15 protein-coding genes are annotated in these 18,930 nt (G+C 55.3%); 9 read left to right on the top strand and 6 right to left on the bottom strand.

Features of this window, described 5'->3' with window-relative positions; all coding sequences use genetic code 11:
- The first annotated feature begins 19 nt into the window (after positions 1-19).
- From SFX18_05950 to SFX18_05930, 5 genes are all read left to right on the top strand, one after another.
- Complete coding sequence (locus SFX18_05950) at positions 20-1,090, top strand: TOBE-like domain-containing protein (GenBank protein ID MDX1962675.1); 1,071 nt, start codon at positions 20-22, stop codon at positions 1,088-1,090.
- 57 nt (positions 1,091-1,147) lie between these two features.
- A complete protein-coding gene (locus SFX18_05945) occupies positions 1,148-1,357 on the top strand; it encodes a YezD family protein (GenBank protein MDX1962674.1) in 210 nt (69 codons plus the stop codon).
- Positions 1,358-1,518: 161 nt separating this feature from the next.
- Positions 1,519-1,983: a carboxypeptidase-like regulatory domain-containing protein gene (locus SFX18_05940; protein MDX1962673.1), complete on the top strand. Its 465-nt coding sequence runs from the start codon at positions 1,519-1,521 to the stop codon at positions 1,981-1,983.
- A gap of 59 nt (positions 1,984-2,042) precedes the next feature.
- The gene (locus SFX18_05935) at positions 2,043-2,522 is read left to right on the top strand and encodes a hypothetical protein (protein MDX1962672.1); all 480 of its coding nucleotides are present in this window, start codon (positions 2,043-2,045) and stop codon (positions 2,520-2,522) included.
- 92 nt (positions 2,523-2,614) lie between these two features.
- The gene (locus SFX18_05930) at positions 2,615-3,586 is read left to right on the top strand and encodes a DUF1559 domain-containing protein (GenBank protein ID MDX1962671.1); all 972 of its coding nucleotides are present in this window, start codon (positions 2,615-2,617) and stop codon (positions 3,584-3,586) included.
- A gap of 175 nt (positions 3,587-3,761) precedes the next feature.
- Here the strand turns inward: SFX18_05930 and SFX18_05925 are convergent, their stop codons facing one another.
- Positions 3,762-4,703, bottom strand: a complete 942-nt coding sequence (locus SFX18_05925) for a sigma-54 dependent transcriptional regulator (GenBank protein MDX1962670.1) — start codon at positions 4,701-4,703, stop codon at positions 3,762-3,764.
- Between the two features lie 562 nt (positions 4,704-5,265).
- Between SFX18_05925 and lepB the strand changes: the two genes are divergently transcribed.
- Together lepB and lptB are read left to right on the top strand one after the other, a co-directional pair.
- The gene (gene lepB, locus SFX18_05920) at positions 5,266-6,948 is read left to right on the top strand and encodes a signal peptidase I (protein MDX1962669.1); all 1,683 of its coding nucleotides are present in this window, start codon (positions 5,266-5,268) and stop codon (positions 6,946-6,948) included.
- Between the two features lie 77 nt (positions 6,949-7,025).
- Positions 7,026-7,808 carry an LPS export ABC transporter ATP-binding protein gene (lptB, locus tag SFX18_05915; protein MDX1962668.1) on the top strand — a complete coding sequence of 261 codons (783 nt, stop codon included), beginning with the start codon at positions 7,026-7,028 and terminating at the stop codon, positions 7,806-7,808.
- Positions 7,809-7,896: 88 nt separating this feature from the next.
- On the opposite strand, the gene SFX18_05910 is transcribed toward lptB, so the two are convergent.
- The 3 genes from SFX18_05910 to SFX18_05900 all read right to left on the bottom strand — a co-directional run bounded on the left by SFX18_05910 (position 7,897) and on the right by SFX18_05900 (position 10,598).
- Positions 7,897-8,580 (bottom strand): PEP-CTERM sorting domain-containing protein, encoded by a 684-nt coding sequence (locus tag SFX18_05910; GenBank protein MDX1962667.1) that lies wholly within the window; start codon positions 8,578-8,580, stop codon positions 7,897-7,899.
- A 296-nt stretch (positions 8,581-8,876) separates the two neighbouring features.
- Positions 8,877-9,416: a hypothetical protein gene (locus SFX18_05905; protein ID MDX1962666.1), complete on the bottom strand. Its 540-nt coding sequence runs from the start codon at positions 9,414-9,416 to the stop codon at positions 8,877-8,879.
- Positions 9,417-9,644: 228 nt separating this feature from the next.
- Entirely contained in the window at positions 9,645-10,598 is a 954-nt protein-coding gene (locus SFX18_05900; GenBank protein ID MDX1962665.1) for a histone deacetylase, read from the bottom strand.
- A gap of 312 nt (positions 10,599-10,910) precedes the next feature.
- On the opposite strand from SFX18_05900, the gene SFX18_05895 reads away from it, so the two are divergent.
- Both SFX18_05895 and SFX18_05890 read left to right on the top strand, forming a co-directional pair.
- Complete coding sequence (locus tag SFX18_05895; protein MDX1962664.1) at positions 10,911-12,335, top strand: hypothetical protein; 1,425 nt, start codon at positions 10,911-10,913, stop codon at positions 12,333-12,335.
- A 93-nt stretch (positions 12,336-12,428) separates the two neighbouring features.
- Positions 12,429-15,029 carry a HEAT repeat domain-containing protein gene (locus SFX18_05890; protein MDX1962663.1) on the top strand — a complete coding sequence of 867 codons (2,601 nt, stop codon included), beginning with the start codon at positions 12,429-12,431 and terminating at the stop codon, positions 15,027-15,029.
- A 505-nt stretch (positions 15,030-15,534) separates the two neighbouring features.
- On the opposite strand, the gene SFX18_05885 is transcribed toward SFX18_05890, so the two are convergent.
- Positions 15,535-16,947, bottom strand: coding sequence for a hypothetical protein (locus tag SFX18_05885; protein ID MDX1962662.1), 1,413 nt, complete (start codon positions 16,945-16,947; stop codon positions 15,535-15,537).
- Positions 16,948-17,342: 395 nt separating this feature from the next.
- The gene (locus SFX18_05880) at positions 17,343-18,821 is read right to left on the bottom strand and encodes an RtcB family protein (GenBank protein MDX1962661.1); all 1,479 of its coding nucleotides are present in this window, start codon (positions 18,819-18,821) and stop codon (positions 17,343-17,345) included.
- Positions 18,822-18,930: the final 109 nt, after the last annotated feature.

Genomic DNA, 18,930 nt, shown 5'->3' with positions numbered 1-18,930 from the left:
CACACCCGCGGCCAATAGTATTGAGATACGCCATGTCACCAAGACTTTTGGCAATTACACCGCGCTCGACGATGTTAATTTGCAAATTCGCAAGGGGGAGTTGCTCGCGCTGTTGGGACCTTCCGGGTCGGGCAAGACGACGTTGTTGCGCATCATCGCTGGCCTGGAAATACCCGATCAGCGTTCGGAAACGGCGATTTTATTTCATGATCAAGATGTCACCGGCAACCGCGTGGCTGATCGCAAAGTAGGCTTTGTCTTTCAGCATTACGCCCTGTTCAAGCACCTGAGCGTGTTTGAAAATATCGCTTTTGGGCTGCGGGTACGGCCCCGCGCCACACGCCCTTCCGCCGCGAAAATTACCGCAAAAGTCCAGGAATTGCTGCGATTAATTCAATTGACCGGGTTTGAAAACCGTTTGCCCAGCCAGCTCTCAGGCGGACAGCGGCAACGGGTGGCGCTGGCGCGGGCCTTGGCCATCGAACCGCAAGTTCTGCTCTTGGACGAGCCCTTCGGCGCGCTCGACGCCAAAGTCCGCCAGGGTTTGCGCAGTTGGCTGCGGGGGCTGCAAACAGAACTAAAAATGACAACGATCTTAGTCACCCACGATCAAGAAGAAGCCCTGGAAGTTTCGGATCGGGTGGTTGTCATGAATCGAGCCAAGATAGAACAAGTGGGGACTCCCGCGGAGGTCTTTCATCACCCCGCCTCGGAATTTGTGATGGACTTTTTAGGCCAGGTCAATGTCTTTCATGGACGCATTGAACAAGGACGGGCAATCTGGCGCGGCGGCTCGCACGATGTTTCACATTTGTCGGCGGAAGGCCATACCACCGCCAATGTTTATGTTCGCCCCCATGAATTAGATATTTTACGCGGGCCCGCGCCCGAATCAGGCATATTGGCACAAATCTTGCGTATTAATCCCGCCGGTTCAATCGCCAAAATTGCCTTAAAAAACGCCGACGAAAACGAAATCCTGGTCGATCTGCCGTTGGATCGCTTGGAGGAACTCGAGTTAAGGATAGGCGAATGGGTGTCTGTGTCACCTAAAAAAATCCGCGTGTTTGTGCCGGATTATAGTATTTGAGCCAAAAACCGCACGAAATCGAAGGACCGATGCCCAATCGCGGGCGGGAGCAATACCATGACAGACGCCAGCGAAAACTCGAATCCATCCGCGCGAATGGGCGAACGTGATCAAGAGATCGCGCAAATTCGTGACGCCCTGCGGGGTCTACGATTTGGATCGGTCAATGTGATCGTGCAGGATGGCGTGGTGGTGCAAATTGATCGCACGGAAAAACGCCGCACGCGCCGCAATGGCGTTACCAACGAGAATTCAAGCTGTCGATAGGGTCGTGGCGGCATCTTGGCGTTAAGATGCGTTCCACCGACCCCCCCTATCTCATACGTTGAACATGTTTGCCGACTTCCCGCGGGGAAGAGGTCTCTAGTTGAGTTCAGGTTTGCCACGGATTGATCCCGAGCATGACCTATTCGTAAAGACTTTTGGTCATGAGTCTGGAATTGTTCCCCTTGTGGGCCCGTTTGTTTTCCGGCGTGCTGTTAATTGGCACGGTTAGCTGGCAATGGCTGGATTCGCTTCGTGAAACATTGCCGTCTCAATACGACCGTCCGGTGATTACGGGAAATGTGCGTATGAACGGCTTGCCGACGGGGGGCGTCGTGTTGCGTTTTTTTGCCAATAAGCAAATGAGCGCCACCTCGTTATGCACGACGGTAACCAACTCGGAAGGTGAATTTTATATTTCCCGGCGCGATCTTTCGCCGGGGGAATACCACGTCACCGCCAGTTGGCGGCCAAAAATTCATGAATATGAATCATTGATCCCCGGCCCGGAGCGACTTCCGCGGCGTTATCAGGAATGGCGTCAAACGCCGTTGTTGGTACGGATAGATCCCGCGAAATCACCAGAGATTGATTGGAGTCTACCACTGCAAATTTGCTGTGCGGATTGATCCCGGGAGAGCGAATTTATCTGGATTTTTTACCACTACTGTTTTGAGGAATTTTCATCATGCGAATTGAAGTTTATTGCCGGGATCGCGAGCTTCCCGCGCCTATGGGACGTGGCTCTGGTTTTTGGCTGTTGCTGGCGTTCTGTGCATTGCCATTGGTTGTTGGCTGCGGCAAATCCCAGCCAGAACGATTGGCGACATTTCCGGTGGAAGGGCGGTTACTGGTGAATAACCAGCCTTTGCCCCATGCCCAGATCATCCTGCATCCCAGTGCCGCGGGTTCTCCGGCGCTGGCGGCGCGGGCGCAAACTGATAAGGAGGGAAATTTTACCGTCACCACCTACGAAACGGGAGATGGAGCCGCGACGGGAGAGTACAAGATCACCGTGCAACATTATCCATTGGTAAAAAATGGCGAAAGCTATGAACGGGGAGAGAACTCACTCCCCGCGAAATACTCCGACCCGAACACCACGGATTGGAAAGTGACGGTTGGCCAGGCACCAACCAAAATTCCGGCAAAAAACATCACTCGTTGAATTTCAACCACCTTCACCATTTTTATCTTGGGTCCGACGGACGGATTTCAAGAAAGATTACACCTTACAACTTTGTTTCCAGGAGTACGTTCATGTTACGGTTTTCCCCTTTGTCGCGACGCGGTTTCACCCTTGTGGAACTGCTGGTCGTAATCGCAATTATTGGCATTTTGGTCGCGTTATTGCTGCCCGCCATCCAGGCGGCCCGGCAAGCCGCCCTGCGCGGGCAGTGCACCAATAACATCCGCCAGTTGGGCATCGCCGCGCACAACTTTAGCGATGCCTACAAAAAACTCCCTTCCAGTATTCGACCGGCGGGTGTGACGCCCCTGCCGCGGATTGCCGGGCTGTTGCAACTGTTGCCCTTTATCGAGGAGGACAACCTCTTTAAGCGCTACGACAAAACCCTGAATTGGTCGCATGTCAAGAATCTGCCGGTGACCAGCACTATCATCACCACGTTTTTGTGCCCTTCCTCGCCCGATGCCGACCGGCTGGATGGCGACCCGCAACCCAGTTGGCGGGGGAACCTGGTGGCAATCACGGATTATTCCCCCACCATTAGCGTCGATAAGCGATTGAAAGACGCCAATTTAGTTGATTTTGCCGGTACCGGCATGCTCCCCAAGAATGGGAATCCCAAGTTCAAAGATGTGACGGATGGTACGTCCAAGACGATCCTGTATGCGGAATCAGCCGGACGTCCCTATGTTTACCAAGGGGGCATGCAACTTGCCGCGGATATCAACACGAATCGTGTCAATGCGGGGGGGTGGTGCCGTCCGGCCAGCGATTTCAGCGTGGATGGATCAAGCTATGACGGCAAATCCTTTCCCGGACCCTGCGCCGTGAATTGCACCAACGGCGAGGATTTTGGCAACACGTTTCCCCATCCATTTTATGGTTCGGAAGGAAGCAGTGAAACCTATTCCTTTCACACCAGCGGGGCGAATATCGTCTTTGGCGATTCCTCGGTACGCTTTCTCAATAGCGATATCAACATCCGTGAGTTTGCTAAATTCGTCACCCGGGCCAGCGGCGAAACGGCAAATGAAGTGAATTAAAAAGAGACTGCTCGAGTAAAAGAGCGCAATTGGCCGACCCGTCCGCCATGCCCGCGGGAAAGTTTCTTTCCCGGGGCGACCGGCCGCGTCGGCCGTTTTTTTTTAAGTGGGGTGTCGCTTATGCCGCGGCTGGTTAAAAAGAGTGTCGCTCGCGTGGACCGGTTGCTATCCGGGCTTAATTGGGCACCGTTGCTTGCCAGTGTTTGGGAGACATTTTAAATTCGGCGATCATCCGGGTCAGGGTGTTGGCGTGTACGCCCAGCATTTGTGCCGCTTGTCCTTTATGGCCGCGGGTCAACACCAGAGCCTGGCGGACAGCCTCATAGCGGAGTTTTTCCAGATTTAGGTAAGGGAGCCGCCCGGCGGGGCCGGACTCTTCGCCGGTCGTGGCGGAATCCCGGCCTGGCAGCATCGGCTCGGTCTCTAGCACATATGCTTGTTCAATGACATGGGCCAGTTGGCGAATATTACCCGGCCAGTGGTACGCGCAGAACTCTTGTAAAATGGCGGGAGTGGGAATCCAAACCGGGCGTTGATAACGTAACGCAAATTTTTCGGAGAAAAAGTCCACAAAATCTGGTATATCCTCGCTGCGCTCGCGGAGAGGTGGGACGCGCAGCTCGACCATGTTCAGCCGATAATACAGATCCTCGCGAAAGCGGCCCGCGGCGACTTCCGCCTCGAGATTGCGATTGGTCGCGGCGACGATTTGCACATTAATCGATACGGGGATCGACGACCCCACGGGTGTGACCTCTTGCTCTTGCAGAACACGCAGCAACTTGGGCTGCAGCTCTAATGGCATTTCGCCCACTTCATCTAAAAACACCACACCGGAACTTGCCGCGCGAAACACGCCTAAAGAACTACCGGCCGCACCGGTAAAGGCACCTTTTTCGTGGCCAAAGAGTTGGCTTTCGGCTAGCGTGGTGGTCAGGGCGGCGCAATTGACCGGCACAAAAGGGGCTGAATTGCGGGAGCCAACCTCGTGCAAGAGGCGCGCGAGAACTTCCTTGCCGGTGCCGGTCTCGCCGGTGATCAGCACGGTGCACTGCACATCGGCAGCGCGCTCAATATGCTGTGAAATCCTGCGCATGCGCGGATTTCGACCCAGCATCCAATGTTCCAATGCTAATTCCGGGGACCAACGTCGCGTTTGATCCCAAGCTATCGCTGATAGCCGTTTCATAACCTTGTCGGCATTATCTGCCGAGCCTCCCAAGGTTAACAGCCATGAAAATTTACCCAATCCCCAAGATTTCCCGCTTAGGAACAGGTTTTCAAATTTTCATTAGCCAAATTCCGTCCAAAGTTGTGAAAATCGTGTTGAATTGAACCTGGCTCAAAATCCAGTTTCAAAAGTTCATTATAAACAACGATGAGTTTTCTGCAATAATTTGGTTATAATGGCTAATAATTCCCGACTGTAACGACTATAACGGCGGTAAGCCGCAGTTTGTCACTGAATTCACCAATGCGGCACCTAGCTTTGCATAGCCCTCATTTAAGCCATTTGCCCTAAATTATCGTCTTTTAAGATGTCACAACGATGCAATCCAATATTTTTTGTACGATTCCGAATACTGTCTGGTCCAGCCGAATTGGATAAATTTTGGTAATATTTACGCAATTGGCTTGTTGGTTTCTTTCCTCGATCATTCAATTATTATTTTTGATTTATGGCCATATCCCCCCAGAATGCGGCTACCGAGGCCCCCTCTTCTCCCGCAGTCCCTCCCGAGCCAGAGGGGAATGTCTGGCGGGAAACGCTAGAGTCGGTGCTGATTGCCTTTGTGATGGCCTGTATGTTTCGAAACTTTTTGGCGGAGCCGTTTGTTATTCCGACGGGGTCGATGGCTCCCACGTTGCAGGGGAAGCATTATGATTTGGTTTGTCCCCAATGTGGCACCAGTTTTCGCAAAGGTTATAGCGACAGCAACCCGGCCGCGCCGGGGGCTGGTCTTAACGCCACCACGGCCGCCTGCTGCCCCAATTGCCAATATGTGCAGGCTGTCCAGCCAGAGACCGACAAATATGAGCAAGTCTTTGAAGGGGATCGCATTGTTGTAAATAAATTTATATACGATTTTCACCCGCCCGAACGGTGGGATGTGATTGTCTTTAAATATCCCGAGGATCCCAAGACCAATTATATTAAACGGCTCATTGGCCTGCCGGGGGAAACCCTGAAAATCGAGCATGGCGATATTTGGCTGAAGCCACCGTCAGGAGCGAACCTGCCCGCAGGGACCGGTCCACAATGGGAAATCGCCCGCAAGCCCAACCTGGCAAAACTACGCGCCATGTTGCAGCCGGTCCATGACCAAGACCACCAGCCAGAAGAGTTACTGGCAAAGGGGTGGCCCTCGCGCTGGCAAAATTGGGCCATGCCCAATCAACCTGGCTGGAAGACCAGCGCGGATCAAAAAGTATTTACTTTGGATAAAACCACGGAATTAACATCGCTGCGATATCTGCATCTGCTGGTGGATCAATACAACTGGGACCAAGTTGACCCCCCCGGGGGAAAGGCCTCCCTGGCACAACCCTCGTTGCAACCCGTCCCCCAACTTATCCGCGATTTTTATCCCTATAATTATGCACCCTTTCCCAATGCCCGCGATGGTATCCATTGGGTGGGAGATTTAGCCTTGATGTGCGAGGTGCAAACCGCCGAACAGACAGGCTTATTGCGGTTAGAGCTGGTCAAGGGAGGCCGGGTTTTTCATGCCGAAATCGATTTGGCTTCGGGAATCGCCCGCTTGCGCATTCCCGGAGTGGAGAATTATCAACCTAAATCCACCACCCGCGTATGGAGCAGCGCGACCAAGCAAGTCATGTTTGCCAATGTGGATGATCAGCTGTGGCTGGTGATCAATGGCCAGCCGGTGGAGTTTGACTCCCCCACTACTTACGACCACCTGGGTAATACCCGTCCGGCGGAACTGCCCTCCATTCGTCCCGGCGAACAGCGCGTCACCGACCATTCTCCCGCGGGTATCTCGGTCCAGGGAAGCGCCGCCACCGTCAGTTCCCTGCGAATCATGCGGGATGTTTTTTACACCGGTTCCTCCCAGGCTACCGATGGTATGCAGCGGAATCAAATCGAACTGAAAAAAAATCCCGCCGATCCCAGCCGCGATCAATTCTTTATGCTGGGTGACAATAGCCCCTCCAGCAGCGATAGCCGTTATTGGTTGACCCAGGGCTTTGTCGAACGTCGCCAGTTGGTGGGCAAGGCAATGGCGATTTACTGGCCCCATAGCTGGCCCACGACTTATTCCCTGCCCATCATGATTCGCGGGGTGAGGTATGACTTTCCCTTTATGCCCAACTGGTCGCGAATGAACTTTATCCGTTAGGCCAATTTTGCTAAACTAGCCGCCAAAGCATTGAAATTCTTTTGCCCCATTGCCAGTGCCAGGTCAGGGAGGACCAGGTGAATCCCTTATTAAAATCGACCGGTTTGGTAAAGACCTATGGCCGTCGCCGTGTGGTGGACGGCGTTACGTTTTATGTGAATACCGGCGAAATTGTGGGTCTATTGGGTCCCAACGGCGCAGGCAAAACGACCAGCTTTCGCATGACCTGCGGATTGGTGGAACCGGACGCCGGCACCGTGACGCTGAATGGACTGGATGTGACTCATTGGCCCATGTATCGCCGGGCGCGCGACGGGGGGATGGGATATCTGGCCCAGGAACAAAGCGTTTTTCGCAAATTGACGGTAGAGCAAAACCTGCTAGCGGTTATGGAGTTGTTAGGGATGCCGCGGGCCGAGCGTTTAAGCCGGTGCGAGGAACTGTTGCGGGAGTTCGACATTGTCAAAATCCGCAAATCACTGGCGCAAAGTTGCTCCGGCGGGGAAAAACGCCGGTTAGAAATTGCCCGCTGCCTGGTCAGCAAACCGACCATCATTCTGCTGGACGAGCCATTCACCGGCATTGACCCGGTGACGATCAACAACATCCAGGGGATTATTCGCCGTTTGCGGGACGACGGCATTTCGATACTGATTACCGACCACCGCGAACGGGAAACGCTGGCGATCACCGATCGCAGTTATGTGATCCGCGCGGGTCAGGTGCTGTGCGAAGGAACGCCCGAGGAAGTGCTGAATAACCCGGACGCCCGCAAATATTACTTTGGCGATGATCCAGGAATTCTCAGACCACATAGCGCAAAACCAACGGAGAAATTGTCCAGTGGCGTGAGCGGCTAAGGGCATTCCCGTTCTTAGCGCAAAAAAACAGCCGCAAAAGGCAAGCTTTTGCGGCTGAAAATGTTTCATTAATATCTGTGCGGGACGATTACTTGACCCGACGACGCAAGCCATAACCCACCAAGCCAACCGCGCCCAATCCGGCCAGGATAAAGGTCGAGGGTTCCGGGATGACGTCGTATTCGTAAGTCACTTTGGCGTCAAAGCTGTAAATCGTGGGTGTATTAAACGTGAACGAAGGCGAAACCGTCGAGGAAGACGAATTGTTCACCACGCTGCTGTAGTTGAACGTGACATTCCCCAAACCAATGTAGGGGCCCATGCCGCTGGTGATCATGCTCATGTCCGAGTCGGTGGACAGATTCCCAAACACCCCAATCGAGTCCGGACCCGCAAAATCGGGAAAAACCATTTCATCATCGGGGCCGATGGGGCCGCTATTGGTATCCACCGGGGTGGTTAACACGGTCAAGGTGGCGGGGCCTGTCACGGTGATATTTGTACCGATGGAGACCGACGCGTTCCCCGAGAAATCCGATTCACTATCCAGAATGTTTTGGCCGCCATCGCTAAAGCCATTTACCATCAAAATGACTTTGGTCAGTGTCCCCAAGGAAGGATCAAACTGGGGCAAAAAGAAACTTCCCGCGCTGCCAGCATTGTTGGGACCGATGGGCTGGGGTCCATAAGTTACAGATGCGGCACTTGCCTGCCCCGCCATGCATGCCAGGCCAAATAGACCAGCCAAGGCAATTTTCCAATTCCGACTCATCAGCGTACTCCTCACGGTGTGTAAATGGGTGGCCCTCTTTATTGCGGCATCTCGCAACCTGACTTTTACTGTAATTCAAATCTCCAATTTTGCAATCAATTGGTAAGTAAAAATGCATAAATTGTCCAAGAAATTAGAGGCGTAATGTCTACTTTTTTACTGGCGTTAATAGTGGTGGCTAGCTCGGTCTTTTACAAAGAGCATGCATTTTTTGCCTGTATAAATGACAAACGGCCTGGAAAGTCATCTTTCCAGGCCGTCCGATATCACCCGGCAAAATTCCTTAATTTTACTAGCTATTCCGTTTCCACTTTTGCCACAGTGTGATTATTCTCGACAAAGAGCTCTTCAAAGTCCCATTCCGCCAGGTGATCCTCGGCATGGTAGACCAGTTCGGCAAATTTGCGGGCGACGACCTCGGGGGTGGCGGTACTTGCGGGAATTTGCAGCCGCAACCAAACCAGGTTGTTTTTATCCACACTATAGACGGGCGAGCCAGCCATAATTTCGTTCGTTTGGAGCAGTTTTAGCAGTTTGGCGGAGTTGGCGTTTTCGGGAAGCGGTTCACAAGGAAAACTCATCTCCAAAAAATCTCCGTGCTTGTTGACATACCGGGAAAGCTCCAATTTCCAGGCAAAGCCTTTATTGCCCCGTTGCTTGAATTGAATCAGCGGGGGCTTTTCGCTGATAACTTTTAATTCTTCGACATTGCTGGGGGCTAACTGCTTGAGCTGGTCCACCGAAGGCTTTTCCGTTCCGGCGGAATCGGCTCCGCGGCTAAAGCCTGGGATCAGGGCCAGAGCGAACAATCCACAAAAAATCAGGGGGCGTAACATGGCTGGGTCTCCTCAAAAAATTCAGCGGGGTTGAAAAAAACTGCGACAGAAGGGTAAAACACGCTTTGATTAGCAGTGCGAAAAATACGGTAAAGTGTTACCGTCGCGGCCAAGTATGACGTGTCTTGCCATCACACCAGTGCAAACGAGTTCCCCCGCCAAATATTCCCAGATTTTTAAAAGTTTTTGTAAATTATTTGCGATCCGAGTTTAGCCACGACTGTCTACCTAAGCAGATTTGATATCGCGATTTTCTAGGGTCAGCAACCCCCGCACATGCTCTTCCACGCAGCCGGCTAGGACGCCCGTGTTGTAACCCCCCTCCAGCACGCTGACCAGTTTTTTTCCGCACCACGTCGCGGTAATTTCCCCCACAATCTGGGTCAACATGGCAAAATCCTCGGTCTCTAGGCCCAGCGAGCCGACGGGATCATCCCGGTGCGCGTCAAACCCCGCGCTTAGCAGAACTAGCTCGGGGCGAATTTTGTCCGCAAAACCCTCTACTGCCTCGGTAAACTGATTCAAATACTCTTGTCGAGAAGTTCCCCAGGCGATCGGCAGATTTTTGGTCGTCCCCAGCCCCGGCCCGCTACCGGTTTCATCGTGGTCCCCCGTTCCCGGATAAAAGGGCCAGCGATGGATCGAAAAAAAGCCCACCCGCGGGTCGGTATAAAACTGTTCCTGGGTGCCATTTCCATGGTGCACGTCCCAATCAATGATCAAAATTCGCGATAATCCGGCAGCCAGTGCCGCGTGCGCCGCCACCGAAATATTGTTGATCAAACAAAAACCCATGGCGGTATCGCGGCGGGCATGATGACCGGGGGGCCGCACCAGGCATAACGCGGTGGGTGTGTCGCCGGAAATCACGGCCCGGGTGGCGGAAATCGCCGCGCCAGCCGCCAGCCGGGCAATGTCATACGACCGAGCCGAGACCACGGTGTCTTCTTCGATTCGACCCCCGCCCCGCAAGCAAAAAGCATTCAAATCGTTTAAATAATCGGTCCCGTGAATGGTGGTCAGCTCCGCGGTAGTGGCCACTTCCCAGGTGGGGTGGTGGCAACGTGCCCCCAGGCCTGTCCGTTCTAATTGCCGAAGAATCGCGATCAAACGCTCGGGGCGTTCGGGATGGGTGCCTGTCTGGTGGGCTAAAAAGTCGGAATGGCTGTAAATCCAAGTCATAAGTGGCGTGTATCGCAAAAAACATGGGAAAACAGGTCATGCAGCGGATTTCGCGGCCGTTTACCTGAGTTCCCTGGGATTCTGATTGATTTTCAGAAATAGCTTGGAGTAAAATAAACTAGTCAGTGCTTATCATATCAAAAAAGAGAATTCTGCACGCTCCGAGTCGGGTTTCTCTGGTTTGGCACGTTTCTGTTCTTGAATGGCCCATCCCCGAAAAAGCTTTCAGAATTCATAGGGTTTTGTATGTCTACCATTTTTTCCCAGTATTGCGGTTCTATGGATTTTCTTCCGTTCGTTACCCCGCGAAAAATGGCCACCCGCTGGGAAATGATGCTTTTGGCCGCGGTCCTGCTGGGACAAGGCGTGGGGGTTTGTCTGGCCCAGGCCGCCTATGACCAGGACGCGCTCGATCCGGCCTATAACATGTGGCAGCGACATATTATTAATAAAAGCCCGACCGCCGGTCCGGCGAATAGCTTGCGCATTCAAGTGGATGAAATGCTAAACGGCGTCAATACGCAGGCGACAAAGGAGTTCATGGAAAAATATGTCAACACGATCTTGGCGCCGCATTTTACGCAGTTGGCCAATGTGGTAAAGCCCGCGGATGGCAACCGGAATTTGGTCGATAGCACTTTACTCAAAGGGATGCGGCGGGATCTGGCGAATTCCTACCTCAAAGTGGTTGCCGCCCAGGGTGATGTGGACGCCATGGCCCGCGCGCGGGAGTTGTTTAATCAGGCGTTGGTAAATCGATTTTCGCAGATAGCGATTAACCGGGATGCGGCTAATCAAATAAAAAACTATCATCCGCTGGCCCGGCTTAACGCGACGATTATTCTGGCGGAACTCAACGACGAGATGAAAAAAATTCCTTATCCGGGCGCGCTGCAACGATTGTATCTTTTAGCCTCGCCTATCAAGGTGCCCAACACTCCTCCCATTTTGCGTATCACCGCCATGAACGGCGTGATCCGCCAAGCCCAGGTCAATAAACTTCCTCCCAAGGGGGTGGAAGCAATATTAACCGATGTCATTGCTCCCTATCTATCCAACCCCCAGCCCCCCGCGGACATGGCCACAGAGGCTGTCGGTTATGATTGGCTGCGGCGACGGGCGTTGGAGTTGGCGGTGACGCTGGAATCCAAAACCCCCGGCTCTATCCCAAAACTGGCCGATTGGGCCAAAGCCCTTGTCAAGGAAGAGACCGCCTCGCTGGAACTGCGCATTGAGGCGATCGAAGCTTTGGCCGCCATGAAGGAACTTCCCGCCACAGTCGCTCCCGACGAATTTGCCAAGGATATCGGGCTAGTCGCGGTGGCCGCGATCAAGCGGGATTTGGCCTATCTAGAGGATCTGCCTTATCCCCCCGATACCGATGAGGCCTTAAAAAATGAACTTACCCGGTTGCAGGCCGCGCTCAAAACACTTGAGAAAAAAACCGGCCAGGCCGCCGCCATCCAGTCGCAACTGCAGGCCCTGGTCAAAGTATGCGAAACCAAATGGTTCAGCACCAAGACCCGCGATCCCGAATATCTGATCAAAAGCCTGCGCGAAGGGGGTGTCAAACTGGATAAGTCAATTACCGGCAAAGACCAATCCGACCTGCTGCCAAAATTTGTTTCTGTTCCCAAAGGAACATTTTCTCCGGGGAGCACCAGTGGCGGCGGGGGAGGAAGTCGCGGGCCTAGCCCTTATGGCCGGGGACCCATCGGCCCACGGGGAGGACGCTAACTGGCATTGCACCAACGAGGCCGGGAAATTATCTATGGGCGGTTGAATTAGCCAGTATTTATCCCCCCGACGGTTGTATCTTTCATTTAGGCCATGGATGGCCGTGAGGTGGCCGCGATGGATCGCCGTAAACTGCCTGTTTTGCGCAAACCGCCGGTTTTCTCGGTGGGGCGTTTTCAGGATGTGCCAAGGGGAGATTCTTTTCCCGCAGCCTGCTTGCTAGCGGTTTTTGTGGCCTGTTTTTGTGGCGGCTGTGAAGCCCTCCAGCGACAACGCTCGCCCGATCCACGAATTTCCGCCGATCAACTTCCCCCACGCGAGGGCGTAAAAGCTAGTGCCGTCGCCAGTGATGATAAGCTTTACCCAACGTCATCCAACGCCAAATCTTCTGACGCATCGGGGCAACAATCGTCTCGGCTTCCCCAGCCAGATAGCACGCAGCCCACGGAACACGCAGAACATTCGCACGACACGGAACACACGGGGCCGGCCCATTGTGCTCAGTGCGCGGCCAACATGAGCCCCGCGCAGCAATTGGCGGCCCTGGCCAGCCCTAGCTGGTTTTTAGCTCCGCTAACCACGGAAACATCCCCTGGCAAGCAGCAGGTGGATCATCTTTTCCTGGAAAGGTATCGTTGGCGGCATCTGGGCATCGAAACAGAATTGGCGATTCCTCCCCAGCGACGGCTCAACCTGACGGCGGAATTGGCCAAGACCACCCAGCAGCCGTTGCGGGCAAATTTGGCGATAGCCCTAGCTTGGCAAGGACGCCCCCAGGCCGTGCCGGTGTTGGCCCAGGTTATTGCCGATCCCCAGGCGCCGTTACCATTGCGTCGGGCGGCGGCGGATGCCCTAGGACATTTGCCGTGGGATGACGCGGTGGCAACTGTTTATGAGCAGGTCTTGCCGCAGTTGGGGGATTCCGCCGGTCCCGCCGCCACGCGGTATATTTGGGAACTGCACACCGAACTTTTGGAAAGTTGGATAAAAACCGCCCCTCTGCCGCATGAGCAGATTTTACGTCAGGCGCTCCATTCCCCCGCCGCGGCCCTACGGGCGCAGTTTGTGGCGGCGTATGTGCGCTGGCCAGACCTGGAGCTTGCCACTGATCTGGAAGAGTTGTCGCTAGATCCCGCGCCGGTGGTGCGGGTGGCTTATTTAAATATGTTGGCGGTGCGTCAGCCACCGAACGCGCTGGCAAGTCTGCGCGGAGCTCTGCAAGACGCGGAATTTGATGTCAAACTGGCCGCGATCCAGGGATTGGGTCGGTTGGGGGGGAGGTCCGCCCAAGAGGCCCTGCGTCCCTTAACGCGGGAGAGCGGCGAATTGATCCGCGCGGCGGCGTATTCGGCCCTCTATGAAAGCGGGGATCCAACCGTGGTAAATGCGGCCCTGGCGGACAAATCCAGCCAGGTACGGTTGGGTTTGACGAGCACATTGATTCGCAGGCCCGATCCCGCGCTGGCCCTGCGATTACTGGCGGATCCCAGCGTGGAAGTGCGTAAGCAAACATTAGCCAAAATGGAAAATTGGCCGTTGCCCTTGGCCGTGCCGGTCCTCTTGGGGGCTTGCGAAAATGATGTGCTGCTGGTGCGCCAGGCGGCGATACGCCAGCTGCGCGAATCCTGGCCCGCGGCAAACGAACTGAGTTTAACCGCCTCGCGCGTGCAATTGGCCGAACAAGCCCGGCTGCTAAAAGAAACCTATCATCGCGAATTTGGCGAACATGCCGCGGCAACCGACGTCACGTCGCGAGCCAATCCATTGACGGACCCGGCGCTTTCCACCGTGGGTTATCAGACGGTGGCGGCGGATATCCTCCACGAATTAGAGTCGCACTGGCGACGCTGCGCGTCGCGCTGCCGTTCCACCGCGGCTTGGGAACGCCGCGCCGCGATCCAGGACTTTACGCAACAACTGGCCGGACAGGTAATTCCCGATAGCACCCTCGTCGAATTGACGGAAATTTTACAGACAGAAACCGACGCCACAGTTTGGCTGGCGGCGTTGCGGCTGCTGGCTGAACAGTCAGATCCCCGCGTGGCGGCGATTGTCGCCCTGGCCGCCAGCCATCCCAGCGATGGCGTGCGGCGGCAATCCCTCGAGTGGTTTATCGCCCATCCCCATCAGGACTATGCGCTCCTCTTGCAAAACAGTCTGGCGGACGATCATGTGGCGGTGGTGCTAGCCGCGCTGCGGGCCTTGGCGGCGCTCCCCAAGCTTCCTAGCGCTCAGCCGCTGGAGGAACTGTTGGCCGCCCGCGATCCGGCGATCCGCTTGGCGGCGGCGTATGCCCTGGCGGCGCATGGCGTGCCGCCGGGATTACCGGCGTTACTACGCCTGACCTATCACGACGATACCGCTATCCGCCGCGAGGCCGCGACGCTCTTGGGCAAATTAGGGGACCTGCAAGCGCTGGGGGAATTGATTCGCCTGCTGGATGACCGGCCCGAGGTGCAGCTAGCGGCGCTGGCCAGTCTGCAGCTGTTGACGGGATTTAATGCGGCGGCGGACGCGACGATTCAATCCTACGCCGGTTTGGCCCAACCCACGGGCGAGCGAAAAGTGGTGGATGGCCAGGTGGTCTATGAGGAGTTTGCCATATTGCAGCGGCTGACTTGCCACCAGCAATGTCTGTGCTGGAAACAGTGGTACGCCCGGATTGGCAAGAAAAAGTTTGGGGGGCAGGAGTAAGCCAGGGGTTGGGTTTTTGTAAGAGCAAATTCGTTTTTAGCTACGAATTCACAGGGATTTTCGTAGTTCGGGCCTAAGCTCGTAATCCAAGGGACACTTAGCTTGATTTGTTTGTCAAAGCGGATGAATCGGGGCTTTGGCCCTATTAATTTGATTGGTCAAATTACCTAGGGCGACGCTGCGCTTGCCACAAGTCTAACAAGCACGGCTGGGGTAGGTCGGGCCGTTGGCCCGCAAAGAATCAAACGCCTTTGGCACCCTCATGCTTGGGCAAAGTATAATCTTCGCACACTGCTAAAAATTTAACGGTTAGTAGTTCAGATCAGCTAATACGTCTGGATTCAAGCTGCTCCTCAATAAAATTTCCTCTGATCAGCGAAAATCAGTCCGATCAGTGTCACCTGCGTACTATTGCCTGCTGAATTTATCCCTTAGGTTACGGGTAAAGCCCGTGCTAGGTTTCATCAGTGCCTATCCGAGGCTAAAGCTGACTGCTAAATCCACACTACTTCCCCGCCGCGCGCACGCAATCCATCAGCCCCTGCATTAGTAGCGGCGCGGTTTCCGGTCCGCAACTGTTGACCTCGCCATATTGGGATTTATCCCGGCCGTAGGCAAACGGGGCTTTATCGTCCCATTGCCGCCGGGGAATGATGTATCCCACTTCATCGTTGGCCAGGCCGATGCAGAGCCATTTGTCCCCCGGTAACGTTGCCGCGACGGATGGCTCCAACTTACTCGTGGGAAAGTCGGCGTTGGCTTCCGCCGGTTCCTGGTATTTGCCATAGACCAGTTCGGGATACAACTCTCCGGGGATGCAGGCCACATGCAGATCTCCCAGCCGAACGTACGCCACCTCGGTCAGCATGGCGATCCGTTCCTTACCCGTGTCTTTGAGCACTTCCGGCCCCGGCTCATACGGTTTGTCGTTCCAAATTGTCGCCGGACGCTTTAGCACCTGCGCCGTGCGGGCCATGCGATACAGCACGTTATCCACGGGTATCGACAGGGGTTTGGCCGAAACCGCCAGCGGTGTTAGCTGAATCGGCTGGGCGGCGGCGACCGCTTCGTCCGCCAGTTTGGCCACTTCCTGGCCATAAATTCGCGAATATTCCCAATCCCCTTCATGCAATTCGCGCTGGTTGGCGTCCTTGATCCGGCCCCCCCGCGGCGGTGCCAGTAGTCCCCCCACCGCTCCGCTAAAATACGCCACGGGGCATTGGTGCTTGGCCCGCAGTTCCGCCACCGTTGTCGCGCAAAAATCGCCGGTCAGTTCGGTATTATCGGCCCCCATCGCTTCGGGATGGCAATTCCACTGCACCCACAGACCGAGCGTTTTTTGGCTGTTGGGTTCGACAAACTTGACCAGCCGCAGCACGCCATCCTTGACTTGCGGCTGGCGGCTGTCATTGAGCAGGGTCTCGTCGGTGGCCGTGCCATACAAGGCCACGGCGGGGGTAAATGATTTTTCGGCGGCGCGGATCATGCCCGTGACTTTATCCACGACTAACCGCAAATATTCGTCATCGACGCCGCGGGATAAGGGATTCGCCCCCCAAATACCAATTACATCCGGACCTTCGTGGCTATGGCTACTGCTAACCATCACATACTGATAATCCCCCAGGCCCGCGCGGATCCGTTGGACTTCGGGATATTGCAGGCCGATCAAATCAACGCAGGCAAACGCCAGTTTGGACTGGCCATCCTTGATTAACACGCAACGGGCCAAAATTGGATCGTGCACGGCGGTTGCCTTGCGTCCCATGCCGTAACCGGCCAGCCAAACAGGCCGGCCGCTGTTCAGGTTGGGAGTGATATCCACCTCGCCAAAGGCGACTTCTAGGGCACGGGCGGAGGTGGGATGATAGAACAGCGTGCCCGCCAATGCCGCCAGCAGTAATAATTTGTAAAGCATGGAACCGTGCGTGTGAAAAGTGAATCGCGTGGAAAATCCGCATAAGAATTGCATATCCCTCGCGGATTCACATAATTTTAACAATTCCCGTACCAGGTTGGTAGCTTTCTGCGTCAGAGCGTGTCATAAATCTTAGTGTTGCTAGTGGGATGGTTTTAACCCGTGACAAAAATTCACTACGCGACACAAAAGGAACCCTAAACTACCTATCGGTGGGCCAAAGGCCCAACCATCCCAGCCTAGGGAAACGCAGCGCCGCCCCAGGTCAATGGGAAGTAACAAATGAAAGCGCCAACGGCCCGATTCATCCGCTACAACCAACTCATAGGGACACCCATCTTTTGCCGACGGACTAAAGTCCGTGCCCCGTGCGTCCGTGCCACGCTGGCTGACGCTTAATCGTCCGCCTTATCCGTATCCTTCATGACAAAGCGGGCGTGCAGGCGGGCGACCTCGCTGGCCAGACCGGCGGACTTGACTGAATCCAGCACCTGCTCAAAATCCTTATACGCGGCGGGGGCTTCGTCGCGCGGGTACTGCCGACAATTAGTCAAAATGTCCAGCTTGTCAAACGACTCATCAATGGCTCGCTGATCCAGGTTGCGAATCGCCGCCTTGCGCCCCATCGCCCGTCCCGCGCCGTGGTTGACGCTGTAGCAACTGACTTCTGCCCCAGGCTCCGCCACCATCACGCTCGATCCCGCTTGCGGATTTCCCGGAAGTAAAATCGGGTGCCCCGTCTGCGCGTAGGGCGTATTGGCCAAGGCAAAATGCCCCGCCGGAAAGGCGCGCGTGGCCCCCTTGCGATGCACCCAAGCGGGTTGGTTATTGACGATTTCCTTGCGAGCGATGTTATGGCTGATAAAGTACACCAGTTCGGCTTTAATGCCGGGAAAAATCTCGGCAAAGGCCTCGTGCACCAGCGAATTGATCAGCAAATGGTTCAGCGTGGCAAAGTTGGCCCCCAGGGCCATGTCGTCCAGGTAGGCGTTTGCCTCGGGCGTCCCTAACGGTGCATAAACCAGTTCGCGGTCGTTTCCCGGCAGGGGAATGTCCCAGTTGGCAAACTTGGTTTGCAGCGCGCGAAATTGATGCATGGCCAAGTTATGGCCAATCCCCCGCGAACCGCAGTGCGACAAGAACGCGACTTTGCCATCGAGCAAGCCAAAAACCTCGGCCGCCTGCCGTGCGCGGGGGCTGTCCACGAAGCGGACAACTTCACACTCTCCAAAGTGGTTGCCGCCTCCGTAGGACCCCATCTGAGAGACCTTGTTGCCAAAGTCATTCAGCGTCCCTTGGCGCAAATGCCACTCCAACCGCTCCGCCAGCGGGGCCGCCGTGTCGTCATGGCCGACATGGCTGGCGTCCTCGCAGCGCGCGGCCCAATGCGCGGGAATGCCCAATTGCTCGCAAACGGCGGCGGTCGCGCCGAACATGAGGGCCTCTTTGCCAGCGGCCAGGGGAAATCGCCGGGCTTTTTTAACATGGCGCTGGCCGCGTCCCGCCCCGGTGGGAAGCCGCTCCCCCAGGGCGTCAATCAGAGCGCGGCGGGTCACGCGGTCGGCGATGGCCTCCGCCGGCAGGTCCAGTTGCAACAAACTCATGGAGCATTTGATATCCACGCCCACGGGGCCGGGATAAACATGCGAAGGGGAGACCAGCACGCAGCCGATGGGCGCCCCATAGCCGCAATGGCCGTCGGGATTAAGGACCAGATCGGTCACGCCGGGGGCCAGCCGCGAATTGACCGCCTGCTGCAGGCATTTTTCGTCAAAGGTCTGGCGGATCGCCTCGTTGCCGATGACCGTGATCGGACGCGTGTCGCCCGTGGGCAAAATAGCCGTGGCCGCACCGGTGGGAATGAGCTGATGCATTATGAAGAAAATAAGTGAAAGTTTTCCGCCATTGGCGATTGCGGCTCGTTGGCGCGACGATGGCGGAATGGATAAAGTTGGAGAATGGTGGAAGAATGTTGGAGCCAGG

The organism is Pirellulales bacterium, from assembly GCA_033762255.1.
GTDB lineage: Bacteria > Planctomycetota > Planctomycetia > Pirellulales > JALHPA01 > JANRLT01.
Note: the sequence above shows the minus strand (reverse complement) of the source record. Positions and strands in the feature narration are given on the sequence as shown.

Coding starts and splice junctions, on each gene's coding strand:
- SFX18_05945 (MDX1962674.1), top strand. CDS start 1,148: ATGACAGACGCCAGCGAAAACTCGAATCCATCCGCGCGAATGGGCGAA.
- SFX18_05940 (MDX1962673.1), top strand. CDS start 1,519: ATGAGTCTGGAATTGTTCCCCTTGTGGGCCCGTTTGTTTTCCGGCGTG.
- SFX18_05935 (MDX1962672.1), top strand. CDS start 2,043: ATGCGAATTGAAGTTTATTGCCGGGATCGCGAGCTTCCCGCGCCTATG.
- SFX18_05930 (MDX1962671.1), top strand. CDS start 2,615: ATGTTACGGTTTTCCCCTTTGTCGCGACGCGGTTTCACCCTTGTGGAA.
- SFX18_05925 (MDX1962670.1), bottom strand. CDS start 4,703: ATGCTGGGTCGAAATCCGCGCATGCGCAGGATTTCACAGCATATTGAG.
- lepB (MDX1962669.1), top strand. CDS start 5,266: ATGGCCATATCCCCCCAGAATGCGGCTACCGAGGCCCCCTCTTCTCCC.
- SFX18_05910 (MDX1962667.1), bottom strand. CDS start 8,580: ATGAGTCGGAATTGGAAAATTGCCTTGGCTGGTCTATTTGGCCTGGCA.
- SFX18_05905 (MDX1962666.1), bottom strand. CDS start 9,416: ATGTTACGCCCCCTGATTTTTTGTGGATTGTTCGCTCTGGCCCTGATC.
- SFX18_05900 (MDX1962665.1), bottom strand. CDS start 10,598: ATGACTTGGATTTACAGCCATTCCGACTTTTTAGCCCACCAGACAGGC.
- SFX18_05895 (MDX1962664.1), top strand. CDS start 10,911: ATGGCCACCCGCTGGGAAATGATGCTTTTGGCCGCGGTCCTGCTGGGA.
- SFX18_05890 (MDX1962663.1), top strand. CDS start 12,429: ATGGATGGCCGTGAGGTGGCCGCGATGGATCGCCGTAAACTGCCTGTT.
- SFX18_05885 (MDX1962662.1), bottom strand. CDS start 16,947: ATGCTTTACAAATTATTACTGCTGGCGGCATTGGCGGGCACGCTGTTC.
- SFX18_05880 (MDX1962661.1), bottom strand. CDS start 18,821: ATGCATCAGCTCATTCCCACCGGTGCGGCCACGGCTATTTTGCCCACG.